At 71.7% G+C, this 15144-nt stretch carries 15 protein-coding genes; 5 read left to right on the forward strand and 10 right to left on the reverse strand.

The features are described from left to right. Positions 1–54: 54 nt before the first annotated feature. Positions 55–1236, reverse strand: coding sequence for an MFS transporter (locus tag N912_RS53730; protein ID WP_084211086.1), 1182 nt, complete (start codon positions 1234–1236; stop codon positions 55–57). A gap of 48 nt (positions 1237–1284) precedes the next feature. Here N912_RS53730 and N912_RS53735 point away from each other — a divergent pair, with 48 nt between their 5' ends. The 3 genes from N912_RS53735 to N912_RS53740 all read left to right on the forward strand — a co-directional run bounded on the left by N912_RS53735 (position 1285) and on the right by N912_RS53740 (position 3548). Continuing rightward, positions 1285–1884 (forward strand): TetR/AcrR family transcriptional regulator, encoded by a 600-nt coding sequence (locus tag N912_RS53735; protein WP_064745357.1) that lies wholly within the window; start codon positions 1285–1287, stop codon positions 1882–1884. Positions 1885–1967: 83 nt separating this feature from the next. Next, the gene (locus N912_RS0121930; protein ID WP_028924086.1) at positions 1968–3179 is read left to right on the forward strand and encodes an MFS transporter; all 1212 of its coding nucleotides are present in this window, start codon (positions 1968–1970) and stop codon (positions 3177–3179) included. A gap of 12 nt (positions 3180–3191) precedes the next feature. Then, entirely contained in the window at positions 3192–3548 is a 357-nt protein-coding gene (locus N912_RS53740) for a MerR family transcriptional regulator (RefSeq protein WP_037065838.1), read from the forward strand. An 8-nt stretch (positions 3549–3556) separates the two neighbouring features. Here N912_RS53740 and N912_RS0121940 read toward each other — a convergent pair whose 3' ends face one another. The 8 genes from N912_RS0121940 to N912_RS0121975 form a co-directional block, all read right to left on the reverse strand. Further along, positions 3557–4429 carry a DUF5671 domain-containing protein gene (locus N912_RS0121940; protein WP_028924087.1) on the reverse strand — a complete coding sequence of 291 codons (873 nt, stop codon included), beginning with the start codon at positions 4427–4429 and terminating at the stop codon, positions 3557–3559. A gap of 45 nt (positions 4430–4474) precedes the next feature. After that, the gene (locus tag N912_RS53745; RefSeq protein WP_051580585.1) at positions 4475–5773 is read right to left on the reverse strand and encodes an MFS transporter; all 1299 of its coding nucleotides are present in this window, start codon (positions 5771–5773) and stop codon (positions 4475–4477) included. Positions 5774–5885: 112 nt separating this feature from the next. Continuing rightward, positions 5886–6338, reverse strand: coding sequence for a cupin domain-containing protein (locus N912_RS0121950; protein WP_028924088.1), 453 nt, complete (start codon positions 6336–6338; stop codon positions 5886–5888). 38 nt (positions 6339–6376) lie between these two features. Then, positions 6377–8146, reverse strand: a complete 1770-nt coding sequence (locus N912_RS0121955; protein ID WP_028924089.1) for a dipeptide ABC transporter ATP-binding protein — start codon at positions 8144–8146, stop codon at positions 6377–6379. Position 8147: 1 nt separating this feature from the next. Then, positions 8148–9038: an ABC transporter permease gene (locus tag N912_RS0121960; RefSeq protein WP_084211087.1), complete on the reverse strand. Its 891-nt coding sequence runs from the start codon at positions 9036–9038 to the stop codon at positions 8148–8150. A gap of 7 nt (positions 9039–9045) precedes the next feature. Continuing rightward, complete coding sequence (locus N912_RS0121965) at positions 9046–10005, reverse strand: ABC transporter permease (protein ID WP_028924091.1); 960 nt, start codon at positions 10003–10005, stop codon at positions 9046–9048. Next, positions 10002–11528: an ABC transporter substrate-binding protein gene (locus N912_RS53750; protein ID WP_156993853.1), complete on the reverse strand. Its 1527-nt coding sequence runs from the start codon at positions 11526–11528 to the stop codon at positions 10002–10004. The genes N912_RS0121965 and N912_RS53750 overlap by 4 nt, the downstream gene beginning before the upstream one ends. A 32-nt stretch (positions 11529–11560) precedes the next feature. Next, entirely contained in the window at positions 11561–12010 is a 450-nt protein-coding gene (locus tag N912_RS0121975; protein ID WP_028924092.1) for a cupin domain-containing protein, read from the reverse strand. A gap of 208 nt (positions 12011–12218) precedes the next feature. Between N912_RS0121975 and N912_RS0121980 the strand changes: the two genes are divergently transcribed. Then, entirely contained in the window at positions 12219–13229 is a 1011-nt protein-coding gene (locus N912_RS0121980; protein WP_028924093.1) for an AraC-like ligand-binding domain-containing protein, read from the forward strand. Between the two features lie 669 nt (positions 13230–13898). Next, entirely contained in the window at positions 13899–14438 is a 540-nt protein-coding gene (locus N912_RS0121985) for a hypothetical protein (protein WP_028924094.1), read from the forward strand. A 26-nt stretch (positions 14439–14464) separates the two neighbouring features. On the opposite strand, the gene N912_RS0121990 is transcribed toward N912_RS0121985, so the two are convergent. Next, positions 14465–15094, reverse strand: coding sequence for a hypothetical protein (locus N912_RS0121990; protein ID WP_156993855.1), 630 nt, complete (start codon positions 15092–15094; stop codon positions 14465–14467). Positions 15095–15144 lie beyond the last annotated feature (50 nt).

The raw sequence follows: 15144 nt of genomic DNA on the forward strand, positions 1-15144 counted from the left end.
GCTACGTGAGCCAGCCGGCGCGCGGCGAGCACTTTCGCTCGCGGGACCCGGCCCTCAGGCCCACCGGCACAGCAGCGCGCCCAGCCCGGCCGCGCCCGCGGCGAGCAGGAACCCGGTGACGAACCCGCCGGCCCCCGGCAGCTGCACCGCGAGCACCGCCAACTGGCTGCCGGCCGCGCCGCCGAGCACCCGGGCCACGGTGTTGGCGCCGTTCGCGCTGCCGCTGTGCGCGGCCGGGCTGGCGTGGTTGACCAGCCGGGGCAGCCCGGCCATGGCCAGCCCGTAGCCCACGCTGCAGGCCAGGTACCCGAGCACCACCTGCCACGCCCGGCCGTGCCCGAGGGCCAGCGCCACCCCGGACCCGCCGGCCAGCAGCAGCCCGAGCGCCAGCGGCGCGGTCAGCCGGTACCGCCTGGCCAGTGGCTCGGCCGCCCAGCTCGCCGGGATCGTGACCAGCGTGCCCGGCAGCAGGATCAGCGCCGCGCCGGTCACCGTGGTCCCGAACCCGCCCGCCGACGCGGGCAGCTGCGCCAGCCTGGGCACCAGCACGTAGCAGAGGAACTGGTTCACCCCGAGCAGCAGCGCGCCGGCGTGCGCGACCACCAGCGGCCTGGACAGCAGCCCACCCGCGGGGATAGACGGCCCCCTGGGTCGGTCCGTCGGTACGAACAGCACGGTGAGCAGGAGCGCGAGCGCCACCAGCGCGCTGCCCAGCACGAAGATCCACCGCCAGGACAGCAGGTCCGCGAGCAGGCCACCGACGAGCAGCCCGGCGCCCGCCGACCCGGTGACCAGCCCGGCGGTCAGCGCCAGCCCGAACGGCACCCGCCCCGCCGGCAGCGTCGCCCTGACCAGCACGAACGACAACGGCACCAGCGCGAGCCCGATCCCCTGCACGGCCCGGAACCCGATCAGCACCTCGATGCCGGGGGCCAGCCCGGCGCCCACCGTGCCGACCAGGTACACCGCCAGGCTGGCCAGCAGCACCCGCCGCGCCCCGCACCGGTCGGCCAGCCGGCTCACCAGCGGGGTGAGCACCACGCTGGCCAGCAGCGGCGCGGTGAGCACCGCCCACGAGGCCGGCCCGACCCCCGTGCGCAACGCGCGCTGCAACACCCCCACGGTCGGCACCAGCATGGTCTGCAACAGCCCGTAGGAGAGCACCACGACCCCCAGCGCGGTGAGCACCGGCCCGGACCGAGCTACGATGCGAACATCGTTCGCAGAGCTAGACATGAAGGGCAGGCTAACCAACTGCGAACGCCGTTCGCAAGGAGTATGGCCATGGTGACAACCCGACGCCCCCGCCCCCACGGCGCGCTCAACCGAGGCGCGATCCTGGCCGTCGCCCGCCGGATCGCCGACGCGGAGGGCCTCGGCGAGCTGACCCTGCGCCGGGTGGCCGCCGAGCTGGACACCGGCCAGGCCTCGCTGTACCGACACATCGCCGACCGCGCCGAGCTGCTGGCGCTGCTGGTCGACGACCTGGCCGCCGGCTACCCCCTGATCGAGCAGGGCCACTCACCGACCGAGACGGTCACCGCGCAGTGGATGGCCATCTACGACTACCTGGCCGCCCACCCCTGGGGCGCCCAGGTGATCGCCGGCGGCGCCCACCACACCGCGGCCGCCACCCCCATCCGCGACCGCTGCCTGTCCCAACTCCGCGCCGCCGGAATGACCGCCCAGACCGCCACCCGCACCTACCGAGCCCTCTGGCCACTAGTGATCGGCCACCTGCTCAACAAGCACACCTTCAGCCCCACCCACGACCCCGCCGGCGCCCTCACCCCCGCCGAGTTCGAATGGGCCGTGCGCAACCTGCTCGCCGGCGCGCTCAAGCCCGCCCAAACCGCCCGCGAGTCGGGGCTCTCAGCACACTGAGTCGGGCGTTTCGGCACACGTCGGGGCGAGCGGCCGCGGACAGGTTGACCTTGACGCTAGCGTCCGGGTTTTAGCGTCCGCACATGGTTGATGTTGACGAACGGCCCGGACGGCTCGCCGCCGGGGCCGGGCTGCTGTGCCTGGCCCTGGTCGCCTTCGTGGTGGGCACCGACGACTTCGTGGTCGCCGGTGTGCTGCCGGGCCTGGCCGGCGGGTTCGCGGTGTCCGAGGCGGTTGCGGCGCAGTTGGTGTCGGTGTTCTCGGTGGTGTACGCGGTGGCGGCGCCGGTGCTGGCGGTGGCGACGGCCCGGCTGCCCCGGCGCGCGGTGCTGGGCGTGGGGTTGGCGGTGTTCGCGCTGGCCAACGCGGGGGCGGTGGTCGCTTCATCGTTCGGCGTCCTGATGGCGATGCGGGTGCTCGCGGCGCTGGCCGGTGCCTCGGTCACGCCGGTGGCGTTCGCGGTCGCCGCCGGCATGGCACCACCCGGGCGCGAGGGTCGCTACATCGGCACGGTGGCGGGCGGGTTGACCCTGGCGTTGGTGGCCGGCGTGCCGGCCGGCACCTGGCTGAGCGGCATGTGGGGGTGGCGCGCGACCTTCGGCTTCGTCGCCGTGCTTGCCGGCGTCGCGGCCCTGGTGGTGCCCGCGCTGCTTCCCAGGTTGCCCGGCGGGCCCCGGCTGCGGATGCGCAGGCGGCTGGCGCTGCTGACCAGGCCACCGATCGTGGCCGCCGTGCTCGGCACCGTCGTCGGGGCCAGCTACGGGCTGATGAGCTACACCTACATCGCGCCCATCGCGCGGGAGCTGTCCGGGGCCGACGTCGACGGTCTCGCGGTGTTGATCCTGGTGGTGGGGGCGGTGGGCGCCGCCGGGACGGTGGTCGGCGGGCGGCTCACCGACCGGCTCGGCGCGGACCGCGCGCTGGTCGGGAGCTGCGCGGTGCAGGTGGTCGCCACCGGCGGGCTGGCGGCGCTCGGGCTGGCCGGTCCGGGCGGGGTGCCGCTGGCCGCGGTGGCCGCCGTGTTCGCCGGCTGGGGCCTGGCCGGGTGGGCGTTCAACCCGCCGATGAACGCGCGGCTGCTCGCGCTGTCCGGCCCGGCCGGCACCGAGGCGGTGGCGTTGAACAGCAGCGCGCTCTATCTCGGCATCGCCATGGGCGGCGGGCTCGGTGGCGTGGCATTCTCGGGGTACGGGGTCTCCGGCGTCACCGTGACGGCGACGGCCCTCGGGCTGGTCACCGTCGTGCTGCTGGCGGCGTCGGTGGCGCGCTACCCGACACGGCGGGCCGGCGGATAGGGGAGGTCGGTCGTGCGCATTGGCGAGCTGGCGCGGCGGGCCGGCGTGACGACCAGGGCGGTGCGCTACTACGAGCAGCTCGGCCTGGTCAGCTCGAACCGGCTGCACAACGGCTACCGGGACTACGAGGACGCCGCCGTGCTGCGGGTGCGCAACATCAACCGGCTGCTGGGCACCGGCCTGAGCTCGCACGAGGTGCGCGAGCTGCGGGCCTGCCTGGACGCCGACCTGGACGGCGAACCGGCCTGCGCGGGCCTGGTCGAGCTCTACCAGCGGCGGCTGGACGGCCTGCAGGCGCGGATGGACACGCTGCGGGAGCACAGCGACGGCCTGCGCGCGCAGATCGAGCGGCTGCGCAGCGACAGCTAGCGCCCAGGTCAGGGAGCTGGAGACACCGAGGCCGGGAAGCACACCTCGCCGGCCGGGTGCACGCTCGGGTCCACGTAACCGACCGGGCGGGGCCTCGGCCGGGGGTACGGATCCGCGCTGGAGGTGGCGAAGGTGGCACACAGCTCGAAGGTGCGCGGGCCGGTGACGGCATAGCGCACGCCGGTGGTGTCCAGGCCGAGGCCGTCGAGGCTCGGCGGCGGCGCGCCGGTGGTCCGCGCGTGGTTCTCGACGCCGGCGGCGAGCGTGCGGATCCGGTCCTCGGTCGCGGCGTCCGCGCGGATCGACACGGCCAGCAGCGACTGCCCGACGACCGCCACCACGCAGCCGGCGGCGAGCAGGCCGGTCACCAGCGCGGTGCGCCGGAACCCGGTCGGCCTCGGCGCCGCTCGCCAGTACCAGAACACGGCCCCGGCCAGGCCGACGGTGATCGCGGTGTGCGTGAGGTTGCCCAGGTGGTTGCCGATGTTGCTGCCCAGGCCCGGTTCGCCGGAGCCGGCGTTGAGCACGCTGTAGACGTAACGGACCAGCCGGGACACCGCCCACAGAAACGCCACCACCAGCGTCACCTGCACCGCCAGCCTGCTGCCCCGGTCCAGCTCACCGGCCTCGCCGGCCTCAGCGGTCTCCGCGGCCTCCGCGCGGCGCAGCCAGAAGAACAGCCCCACGAAGATCGGCAGCGCGACGACCAGGGTGGACGCGGCCCAGGTGACCAGGCCGTCGGTGCCCCTGGTGTAGCCGAAGGCGATGTCCACCAGGTTGTGCAGCACGGCCCCCAGCGCGGTGACGGTGATGCCCATCGAGAGCAGCGTCAGTACGTATCCGAACGCCCGGGTGGTCGGGCGGATCGAGTCGGTGGACATGCCCGCCAGTCTGTGCCCGACCCCCGGCCCGACGGATCCGTAGAACTACCGAACCTCCCGGTCCAGGCTCTCCCGGGGGCCGCACGAGATCGCCGCCAGCGCGACCAGCGACACCGCCGACAGGTACGCCCCGACCGCCAGGCTGCTGTGTGTCTGCGCGTACAGGAACGCCGCGACGAAGGGCGCCGGCGCCGAGGCGATGATGCCGCTGAGCTGGTAGGCGAGGCCGGCGCCGGTGTAGCGCACCCGGGTCTCGAACAGCCCGGGGATGAAGCTGGTGATCACGGCGCTGGAGAACGCGTGGCCGACCGGCAGCGCGAGGAATGCGGCCAGGAAGATCCCCCACCCGCTGCCGGTCTGGAACGCGGCGAACATCGGCACCCCGGTCACGATCCCGATCACCGCGCCGAGCTGCAGCAGCCGCCTGCGCCCGATCCGGTCCGCGACCCTCGCCACCAGCGGCATGCTCACCACGTCCAGCGCGGCGGCCGCCGTGATCATGACCAGGATCAGGCCCCTGTCGAACCCGAGGTCGCCCGGCCCGTGCGCCAGGAAGTAGACGGTGGCGAGGTAGAACACCGTGTTCCCGCCCGCGATGGACAGCGCGCCGATCACCACCGACCGCTTGTGCGCACGCAGCACGTCGACGATCGGCACCCGCCGCTCCCGGGTGGCCTCCTCCTCGCGCATCTTGGTGAACTCGGGCGACTCGGTGATCTTCAACCGGATGTAGAGACCCACCAGGATCAGCACCGACGAGGCCAGGAACGGCAGCCGCCAGCCCCACGCCTGGAAGCTCGGCTCGGGCATCAGCTGGACCAGGTAGAACATGCCGGTGGCCAGCACCAGGCCGGCGGGCACCCCGGACTGCGCCCAGCTGGCGTAGAAGGCGCGCCCCCGGTCCGGCGCGTGCTCCAGCGCCATCAGCGCGGCGCCGCCCCACTCGCCGCCGACCGCGAAGCCCTGCACCAGCCGCAGCACGACCAGGATCACCGGCGCCGCGACGCCGATCACCGCGTAACCGGGCAGCAGCCCGATCAGCACGGTGGCCAGCCCCATGCCGAGCAGCGTGAACACCAGCATGGCCTTGCGGCTGACCCGGTCGCCGAAGTGGCCGAAGAAGACGCTGCCCAGCGGCCGCGCGACGAACGCCACCGAGAACGTGGCGAACGCGGCGAGGGTGCCGGCCACCGGGCTGAGCGTCGGGAAGAACTGCTTGTTGAGCACGAGCACCGCGGCCGTGCCGAAGATGAAGTAGTCGAACCACTCGACGGTGGTGCCGATGAAGCTCGCGAACGCGACGGTCATCGGCGAGACCGCCCGGACCCCTGTCGCCGTTGACATGGTTCCTCCCGGATACACGGTTTGGCGAACTGTAATCCGTCCGGCCGATGCCGGCTCGGGAGAACCGAAGGGCGGCCCACCACGTGGCGGGCCGCCCCGACGGGCTGGGCGATCAGCTGCGGCGGCCGGTGTAGTCGCCGTCGAGCATGAGCGCGCTGAACGTGAACGGGCGCTCGATGCGGCCGAAGCCGAGCGGGCAGTGCTTGGTCCCGGCCGGGATGTAGACCGAGCCGGTGGTGGTGATCCGGTGCTCCTCGCCCTCGATGGTCATGAAGATCTCGCCGCCGAGGTCGTGCGGGTTGTCCCGGTCGTTGCCCCGCCAGGACAGGATCTCGTCGTAGTCGTGCACGTGCTCGTGCACCCAGGTCTGGCGGGTGTCGTTCTCGTTGATCCACACGTGGGTCATGTAGATCCGGCTCTCCGGGACGTCCTTGGAGCGCATCATGGCGAACCCCTGCCCGATGTTCGGGAGGTTCTCCTCGCTGGTCTCCTCGCCCTCGTAGACCATGTCCTCGTCACAGCTCTTCATCTCGGTGACGAACAGGTGGTCGTACTTGCCTGCCATGTGCGCGCGTTCCTCTCCTTCGACGGGTTGGGTTGAGATCAGGTCGGAGTGGGCTGGGGCACCTCCAGGGTGTCGGCGAGCAGGGATCGGGTGTAGTCGTCGGCGGGCGCGGTGAGCACCCGGTCGGCGGTGCCGGCCTCCACCACCCGGCCGTTGCTGAGCACCACCACGCTGTCCGCGATGCTGCGCACCACCGCCAGGTTGTGCGTCACGAACACCATGGCCAGGCCGTCGGCGAGCAGCGAGCGGAGCAGCTCGACCACGGCGGCCTGCACCGAGACGTCCAGCGAGGAGGTGACCTCGTCGCAGATGAGCACCTCCGGGTCACAGACCAGCGCCCGCGCGATGGCCACCCGCTGGCGCTGGCCGCCGGACAGCTCGGCCGGGTACCTGCCCGCGATCGCGGCCGGCAGCTCCACCCGTTCCAGCGCCTCGGCGGCGCGGCTCCGGGTCTCCCGCGCGCCGAGGCCGAAGAAGTGCCGCACCGGCGCCTCGATGCTGGCGCCGACGGTGCGCCGGGGGTTGAGCGAGCCGTACGGGTTCTGGAAGACGTACTGCAGGCCGCGGCGGGCGGGGTCGGAGCGGTGGTCGGCGTGCAGCGGCAGCGGCTCGCCGTCGAACCGCAGCTCGCCGGAGACCTCCTCGTGCAGCCCGATCAGGCAGCGCGAGAGCGTGGTCTTGCCGCTACCGGACTCGCCGACCAGCGCGAGGCACTCGCCCTTGGCCAGGTCCAGGGAGGCGTCGAAGAGCACCTGCCGGCCGCCGTAGCCCGCGTTGAGCCGCACCGCGCGCAGCGACGACGACGCGCCGGCCATATCGGCGAGCCGCGCACCGCCGTCCCTGGCCGCGATCCGGGGCCTGGCCAGCACCTCCGAGGTGCGAAAACAGCGCGCCTGGTTGCCGGTGGGGACGGGCACCAGCTCGGGCTCGGACTCCCGGCAGGCCTGGACCACGAACCCGCAGCGCGGCGCGAACACGCAGCCGGGGCCGTGCTGGCCGACCGAGGGCGCGCGGCCGGGGATGGGCGCGAGCCGCAGCCGCTCGCGCACCGAGGGGACCGCGTCGAGCAGCGCGCGCGAGTACGGGTGCGCGGGGCTGCCCAGAACCTGGGCGCGGGTGCCGGACTCGACGGTGCGCCCGCCGTACATCACGGTGACCTGGTCGGCCACCTCGCCGACCACGGCCAGGTCGTGGGAGACGTAGACGGCGGCCATGTCCCGGGACGTGCACAGCCGCTTGACCAGCTCCAGCACCTTGGCCTGGGTGGAGTAGTCCAGGCCGGTGGTGGGCTCGTCGAGCACGATCAGGCGCGGGCCGGCGGCCACCGCCATCGCGATCGCCACCCGCTGCTGCTGGCCGCCGGAGAGCTGGCCGGGGTGGCGCTTGAGGAAGGCGTCGTCGGACGGCAGCCCGACGGTGTCCAGGATCTCCCGCACCCGGTTTGCCACCTCAGAGGGCTCGCCGGCCAGGCCCTCGGTGAGCAGGGTGCCGATCCGCAGGCCGGGGTTGAGCGCGGCCGCCGGGTCCTGCGGGACGTAGGCCACCAGCTCGCGGCGGGCCTGGCGCAGCCCGGCCGGGGACAGCGACAGCAGGTCGGTGCCGTCGATCGTGACCCGGCCGCCGGTGATCTTCGCGCCGGGACGGGAGTAGCCGAGCAGCGCCAGCGCGAGCGTGGTCTTGCCGGAGCCGGACTCGCCGACCACGCCCATCGCGTGGCCGTGCTCCAGGGACAGCGACACGTCGTTCACGATCGGGCTGCCGTCCGCCTCCAGGACGACCGTCAGCCCCTCGACCTCGACGACCGCCATCTCAGTCCGCCCCTTCGGTGCGGGCGATCACCCGCGCGGCGCCCTCGGCGATCAGGTTCCCGCCGACGGTGAACAGCACGATGAGCACGATCGGGCTGAGCACGGCCAGCGGCTGCACGGCCAGCCCGGTGCGGTTCTCGCTGACCATCAGGCCCCAGTCCGGCGTCGGCGGCTGGATGCCGTAGCCGATGAAGCTCATCGACGCGAGGATCCCGACCGCCCACATCAGCCGCACCCCCAGCTCGACCATGAGCGGGGACGTCACGTTCGGCAGCACCTCGCGCCACAGGATCTCCCGGCCGGGGATGCCCACCGCGCGCGCCCAGAGCACGTACTCCCGGGTGGTCAGCGGCACCGCCGCGCCGCGCACCACCCGCGCCACGCCGGGCAGCAGCGCGAGGGTGACCAGCGTGACCAGCAGCACCGGGTCCGGCCCGAGCATGGACACGAACAGCAGCGCGAACAACAGCCCCGGGAAGGCCAGCAGCACGTCCATGACCCGCATCAGCGCGGAGTCCGTCCGGCCGGGATAGAACGCGGCCAGCAGCCCGACCAGCGCGCCGAGCCCGACGCTGGCCACCGCCGAGGCCGGCGCCATCCAGGCCAGGTGCGCGCCGCCGGCCAGTACCCGGGACAGCACGTCGCGCCCGAGCTGGTCGGTGCCCAGCGGGCTGGCCCCGCCCGGCGGCGCGTACGGCAGGCCGATCGACCGGGTCGGGTCGTGCGGCGCCAGCCACGGCCCGGCGAACGCCGCGATCGTGGTGACCAGCAACAGCACCAGGCCCCAGCGCACCTGCCCGGAGCGCCAGTAGCGGCCGAGCTCGCGGCGGGCTCCCTCGGTGTCGCTCGGGGCGGGCTCGATCAGTTCGGCGGTGGTGGTGGTCGGTTGCATCTCGCCCCTATCGCCCGGACCCTCGGTTGCCCAGCACGTCCGCGACCAGGTTCAGCAGGAAGTAGGTGACCGCGATGATCAGGACGATGGCCTGCACGACCGGGACGTCCCGGTTGCCGACCGAGTCCACCAGCGCCGAGCCCACCCCGGGATAGGCGAACAGGTACTCCACCACGACCACCCCGCCGACGGTGAACGCGGCCACCAGGCTGGCCGCCGGGATCGCCGGGGCCAGCGCGTTGGGCAGCGTGTGCTTGAACAGGATCCGCGCGGTGGACAGCCCCTTGAGCCGGGCCGCCTGGATGTACTCGCTGCTCAGCACGTCGATGAAGGACACCCTGACCAGCCGGGACAGGTACATCACGCCGCCGATCACCAGCGTGGTCACCGGCAGCACCATCGCCCCCGGGTGCCACCACGGCATGTGCGACGGCGGGATGATCGACACCGGCGGGAAGATCTTGAACACGTTGGTGCCGAGCAGCGCCACCAGCACCGTGCCGAGCACGAACTCCGGCGTCGCGTTCGCGATCATCGACAGGCCCAGGAAGGACCTGTCCACCGCCCTGTCCTTGCGCTGCGCGGCGGCGATGCCCACCACCAGCGAGACCGGCAGCATGATCACGAGCGCGATGGCGCTCAGCGTGACCGAGTTGCGCAGCCGCACGCCCAGCAGCGCGCTCACCGGCTGGCCGTTGATCAGCGAGGTGCCGAAGTCACCGTGCAGCACGCCGGTGAACCACCGCCAGTACTGCACGTACAGCGGCTGGGTCAGGCCGAGCTGCTCGCGGACGGTGGCCAGCCGCTCGGGCGTGGCGTGCACGCCCAGGATCAGCCTGGCCACGTCGCCCGGCAGCGCCTGGGTGGCCGCGAAGATCAGGATCGAGACCACGAACAGGGTGGCGAGGCCCTGCACCAGCCGCAGCGCCAGCCACCGCCCGCGCCCGGTTCCGTTCCTTCCGGTCATGGCGTCAGGGACACCCCTCGGAACTCGAACGAGCCCCGGCCGTACAGGTCGGGCCGCAGGCCCTGCACCCGCTCGTTGTAGGCGATGAGCTGCTTGGGGTAGATGGGAACGATGTCGCCGCCGCGCTCGTGCTCGATGCGCTGCATCTGGGTGATCGCGTCGCACTGCTTGCGCTGGTCGCTGGTGGCGTAGAGCTGGGTGGAGAGGCGGTTGTACTCCGGGTCGTCGAAGTGCGTCGCGTTCTCCTCGCCGGCGGGGGCGAAGTGGCTGGTCGCGGTGATGAAGTAGGGCGAGGAGGAGTAGCCGACCAGGAACGGCCACTGCAGCCACTTGTTGAGGAAGGCCGCGCCGTCCATCTTGCGGACGGTCACCGTGACGCCGGCCTGGGCGGCCTGCTGGGCGAACAGCTGGGCGGCCTCCAGCATGCCGGGGAACGCGGCGTCGGTGGGCAGCTCCACCGAGATGTTGGTCTGGCCGGCCTCGGCGAGCAGTTGTTTGGCTCGGGCGATGTCCTGGGTGCGCTGCGGCACGGCCGGCGGCGGGCACGGGGTGTTGTTGCCCAGGTAGTCGTTGGCCGGCCTGGCGTAGCCGCCGAAGGCGTTCTTCGCGATCTGGTCGCGGTCCACGATCAGCCGGAACGCCTCGCGCACCCTGGGGTCGGTGAACGGCGGGACGTCCAGGCGCATCTCGAAGATCAGGTAACCGGCGCTCTCGCTCTCCAGGATCTTGATCCCCGGCGACGCGCGCAGCGTCGTGACGTCGGTGAACGGCACGGTGAACGCGATGTCGATCTGGCCGCCGCGCAGCGCGTTGGTGATCGCGGGCTGGTCCTGGAAGTACACCAGCCGCAGGTGCTTGAAGTTGGGCTTCTGGCCGTAGTAGCCGTCGAACTTGGTGAACGTGCCTTCCTGGCCGGGGGTGAAGGCGTCGACGGTGAACGGGCCGGTGCCGTCCGGGTTCTGCTCGGTCCAGTCCTTGCCGACCATGACCAGCCGGTCGGACGACCAGGCCGAGGGGAACGGCCCGTACGGGCGGGTCAGCTTCATCTGGACGATCAGGTCGTCGACCTTGGTGATGCCGTTCGGGTCGACCATGTTGATCTGGGTCGACGGGGTGTAGGCGCTCTTCGGGTCGAGCATCTTGGTGACGCTGTAGATGACGTCGTCCGCGCCGAAGGTCCGACCGCTGTGCAGCTTGACGCCCGGGCGCAGGTGGATCGTCCACACCGTGTCGTCGGCGTTGGGCGTCATGGACTCGGCCAGCGCCATCTGCACGCCGCCCTCGTTGTCCAGATAGGTCAGCCCGTCGTACATCTGCGCCCAGAGCGCGTTGTTCGACGGCGAGTTCTGGCTGGAGTACGGGTAGATCGTGTCCTTGGTGTTGCCGACCACGCCGAGCGTGACCGTGTCCCCGCCGGTCGTCTGGCCCGGCGGTGGCGCGCAGGCCGCCAGCGCCCCGACGATCAGCGCTGCGCTGATGACGGAGCCGGCGACCATCAAGCGGTCGCGAAGCGGTCTACGCACCGCGCACCTCCTTGTGCTGGGTCCCTGTGCGGTCAGGGCAGGTACTTGCCGTTGCCGCTGAGCGCGACGGCGATGAACCGGAACGGCCGGGAAACGGACTTGAAGCCGAGCGGGCAGTGCTTGGTGCCCCGGGGAATGAACAGCGAGCTGGTCGTGGTGAGAATGTGCTGTTCGCCCTCGACCGTCATGTAGACTTCGCCGCCGAGGTCGTTCACGTTGTTCGGGTCGTTGCCCAGGAACATGAGGATCTCGTCGTATTCGTGGTCGTGCTCCTCGACCCACTCGACGTCGTGGTCCACCTCATGCACCCAGCTCGTGGTGATGTACGCGGTCGCTCCGGGCACGTCCGAGGAGCGCATCGCGGCCCACGGATCGCTCAGGTTCGGCGGCAGCGGCTTTCCGGCCGCCTCCCCCTCGTTGACCATGTCGAGGCGGCATTCCTGCATTTCGGTGACGAAGAGGTGATCGTAGGTTCCAGCCATTCTTCCTCCGAAGGCTCGCCATTCCCCGGGTCGGTCTTGCTGACGGTAGCCACGGGACCGGCCAGCCGAACCGCCGTTGCGCGCAAACGAGCAGGCATTTTGCGAACCGCCGCGCGGAGGTAGCATGCGGCTGACATCGGACGTCGGACGAAGTCCTCCCGGCGCCGGGGATGGCCGCACGCGAGCACGAGGTGGTGCCGCCGCAACGATGAGCATCGACACTGCTACCGACCCGCTGCTCGCGCCCGGGCACCACCTGGTCGACGTGGACACCCGCGCGACGCGCGCCCAGGAGCGGGCCGACTCGTGGAACCGGGCGATCTCGCGCGCATCGGTCCCGATCAACGTCTTCTCTCGGGACGAGAACGGCTTCGTCGGCAAGATCTGCGCCGACGAGGTCGGCAGCCTGCGGGTGGTGACGATCAAGGCGGACGCCCAGACCGTGGTGCGCACCCCGCAGCTGGCGCGCTCGGGCGGCCACGCCGACTTCTACAAGCTGATCTTCCACCTGAGTGGGTCGTGCCGGATCTCGCAGGATGACCGGACGGCGAACCTGCAGCAGCGCGCGCTGGTCGTCTCCGACACCACCCGCCCGTACTCGCTGGACTTCCTCGGGCCGTACCGCCACCAGGTGCTGATGATCCCGCGCGACGTGCTCACCATCTCCAGCGACGCGGTCGCGACGATCACCGCGACGGCCACACCGGTGGACAGGGGTGCGGCGCGGGTGCTGTCCCGGCTCATGCGTGGGCTCAACTCGGATGTGTACGACCTCAGCGAGCGCAACCGGTTGGCGATCTCCGAGACGCTCATCGAGCTCAGCGAGGCGGTGCTGCGCGACGCGCTCGGATCCGCGCTGACCACCGCCGAGTCCGGCAGGTTCGCCGAGGTGCTCGCCTACATCGAGAACCATCTGAGCGAGCCTGGACTGACGCCGGGGGCGATCGCGTCCGCGCACTTCATGTCGTTGCGGTCGTTGCAGTTGTTGTTCCAGTCCAGGAACGAGTCGCCGAGCAGCTGGATCCGGAAACGGCGGCTGGAAAGCGCGCGCCGCGACCTGGTCCGCCCGGGTTCGCGCGAGCCGATCTCCCTGGTCGCGGCGCGCTGGGGTTTCCGCGAGGTCGAGACGTTCACCCGTGCGTTCAAGCGCGCGTTCGGCATGCCGCCGGTGGCCTACCGCAACCTCTACACCACGCCCACCCCGCTCGCCGGCAACTGACCGCCCGCACCGACCGCTCACGCCCACGCCCGCACCGACCGCTCACGCCCGCACCCGAGCCCGCACGAACGGAGCAGGGACAGACCGACCGTCGGTCTACCTTTACGGCGAACTGAGCCCCCGTCACCGCCCGCGCTTCAGACCGCCCGAGCCAGGCCGTTCACCATGATCATCAGGTCACCACGCACGTTTCTGACCCGCTATAACAACCGTGGTGACCTGATGATCACGAACCCCGCCGCGCCAGCTCACCACCGCACCCAAAACCGACCGACCGTCGGTCTACTCCGCGGTGAACGGCCCCCATCGCGGACAGCGCGCGAACGCACGGCCGCCCGCTCCCGGACACCCTCACGAATGGGGCAGCTCCGACCGACGGGTCGGTCGGACGAGCCCTCGGCGGGGGCGATCACGAGCGGTCACACAAGCTCCCGAGCTGCGCTATAGCGATCACTCAAGGACGCGCGCGAGGGATGCGTCCACTCCGGTGGACTCGGCCAACCGGACGCCCGCACTGCGCTACGATCGCTGCCCTCACCGACGGCATCTGGCCCCGGCGGTAACAGGTCGAGGGAGAGTCTTTGGATGGCGCCCAGCGCGCTCGAGCGCGGCGCCACAGCCATCCTGGAAGCACTCGGAAGACGGCTGTGGGGATTTCCGCCTCGCCTGATGGCGCCCATCGTGGCCCAGCTCGGCCCGGTGCGGGCGCTGGGCTGGTTCGTGCGGAACATGCCGAAGTACGAACGGACCCTCAAGGCGCTCGGTGAGACCCGCACCCACCTGCTGTGCGTGGGCATCTCGTTGATCAACGGCTGCCCCTACTGCACGTACGGGCACGCCTACGCGTTCGAGCTCGCGCACCTGGCGGAGTACGGCCGGCTGTTCCCGCTGGACGAGCAGGCCATCTCTGCCATGGTCGGCCTGCCGCCGGCCCAGGTCCGCCACCAGCTGGTCAAGGCCACCCAGGCCGCCGGGCTGCACCTCGACGCGCTCTGGCTGGACCGAACGATCACGCTCGCCACCTCCGCCGACCACCGCCCCGCCGAGCCCAACGAGGAGCGCATCGCCCACCTCGTCACGATGTTCGGCACCCTCAACAGGGTGGGCCGGACCAGTGGCGCGGAGCCCGACGAGGCGCATTCGCCGCTGAACAAGAACGTCGCGCTCAAGCTCCGGTACGCGGTGATGCGCGCCTCGGCTACGTCATGACAGCCACGCCGTGAACAGAACCGAGGTCAGCCGGGGTCGACGGCGTCGCGGAGCCGGGCGTAGCGCAGCTTCAGCGCGATGTCCTTGTTCAGCGGGGAGTGGGCGTCGCCGTCCGGCTCGGTCTTGCTGGCCATGCCCGCCGAGTTGAGCACCCGGAACATGCGGACCAGGTGCACGATGCGCACGTCGTCGCGGTCGGTCGGGCGCGGGTCGTCGGCGGTGGTCAGGATCGCGGCGCGCTCCAGCCAGCGCACCTCGCCGTGCAGGCCGGCGCTCTGCACGATGCCGACCATCCGGCGGCGCACCACCCCGGGCGAGAGCCCGCGCAACAGGTCGATGGCCTGCTCGCTGAGCGGGAACAGCCGCCCGTACTCGCGCAGGTAGGCCAACTCGAACGCGTAGGCGTGGCCGTGGCTGCAGTACCGGCAGCCGTTGATCAGGGAGATGGTGGTGCACAGCAGGTGGGTCCGCACCGGGCCGAACACCTTCAGGGTCCGCTGGTACCGGGGCATGTTCCAGACGAACCAGCCCAGCGCCCGCAGCGAGCCGAGCTGGGCCGCGATCGGCCCCATCAACCGGGGCGGGAAGCCCCACAGGTACGCGCAGACACGCTCCAGCACGGCGGTAATACCGCGCCTCAGTGCGCCCGACGACATCACAAATCTCCCCGCTTCAGCGGCGGAGATCATAGCGCACTACAACTTGT

The sequence above is a fragment of the Actinospineispora acaciae DSM 45401 genome (assembly GCF_000620785.1).
In the GTDB taxonomy this organism is placed as follows: Bacteria; Actinomycetota; Actinomycetes; order Mycobacteriales; family Pseudonocardiaceae; genus Pseudonocardia; species Pseudonocardia acaciae.

What these genes read in the sequence shown, in the direction of transcription:
- N912_RS0121955 (WP_028924089.1), bottom strand. Translation starts at nt 8,146, where the DNA reads ATGGCGGTCGTCGAGGTCGAGGGGCTGACGGTCGTCCTGGAGGCGGAC.
- N912_RS0121940 (WP_028924087.1), bottom strand. Translation starts at nt 4,429, where the DNA reads ATGTCCACCGACTCGATCCGCCCGACCACCCGGGCGTTCGGATACGTA.
- N912_RS0121960 (WP_084211087.1), bottom strand. Translation starts at nt 9,038, where the DNA reads ATGCAACCGACCACCACCACCGCCGAACTGATCGAGCCCGCCCCGAGC.
- N912_RS0121990 (WP_156993855.1), bottom strand. Translation starts at nt 15,094, where the DNA reads ATGTCGTCGGGCGCACTGAGGCGCGGTATTACCGCCGTGCTGGAGCGT.
- N912_RS0121950 (WP_028924088.1), bottom strand. Translation starts at nt 6,338, where the DNA reads ATGGCAGGCAAGTACGACCACCTGTTCGTCACCGAGATGAAGAGCTGT.
- N912_RS0121965 (WP_028924091.1), bottom strand. Translation starts at nt 10,005, where the DNA reads ATGACCGGAAGGAACGGAACCGGGCGCGGGCGGTGGCTGGCGCTGCGG.
- N912_RS0121930 (WP_028924086.1), top strand. Translation starts at nt 1,968, where the DNA reads ATGGTTGATGTTGACGAACGGCCCGGACGGCTCGCCGCCGGGGCCGGG.
- N912_RS53735 (WP_064745357.1), top strand. Translation starts at nt 1,285, where the DNA reads ATGGTGACAACCCGACGCCCCCGCCCCCACGGCGCGCTCAACCGAGGC.
- N912_RS53730 (WP_084211086.1), bottom strand. Translation starts at nt 1,236, where the DNA reads ATGTCTAGCTCTGCGAACGATGTTCGCATCGTAGCTCGGTCCGGGCCG.
- N912_RS0121985 (WP_028924094.1), top strand. Translation starts at nt 13,899, where the DNA reads ATGGCGCCCATCGTGGCCCAGCTCGGCCCGGTGCGGGCGCTGGGCTGG.
- N912_RS0121980 (WP_028924093.1), top strand. Translation starts at nt 12,219, where the DNA reads ATGAGCATCGACACTGCTACCGACCCGCTGCTCGCGCCCGGGCACCAC.
- N912_RS53745 (WP_051580585.1), bottom strand. Translation starts at nt 5,773, where the DNA reads ATGTCAACGGCGACAGGGGTCCGGGCGGTCTCGCCGATGACCGTCGCG.
- N912_RS0121975 (WP_028924092.1), bottom strand. Translation starts at nt 12,010, where the DNA reads ATGGCTGGAACCTACGATCACCTCTTCGTCACCGAAATGCAGGAATGC.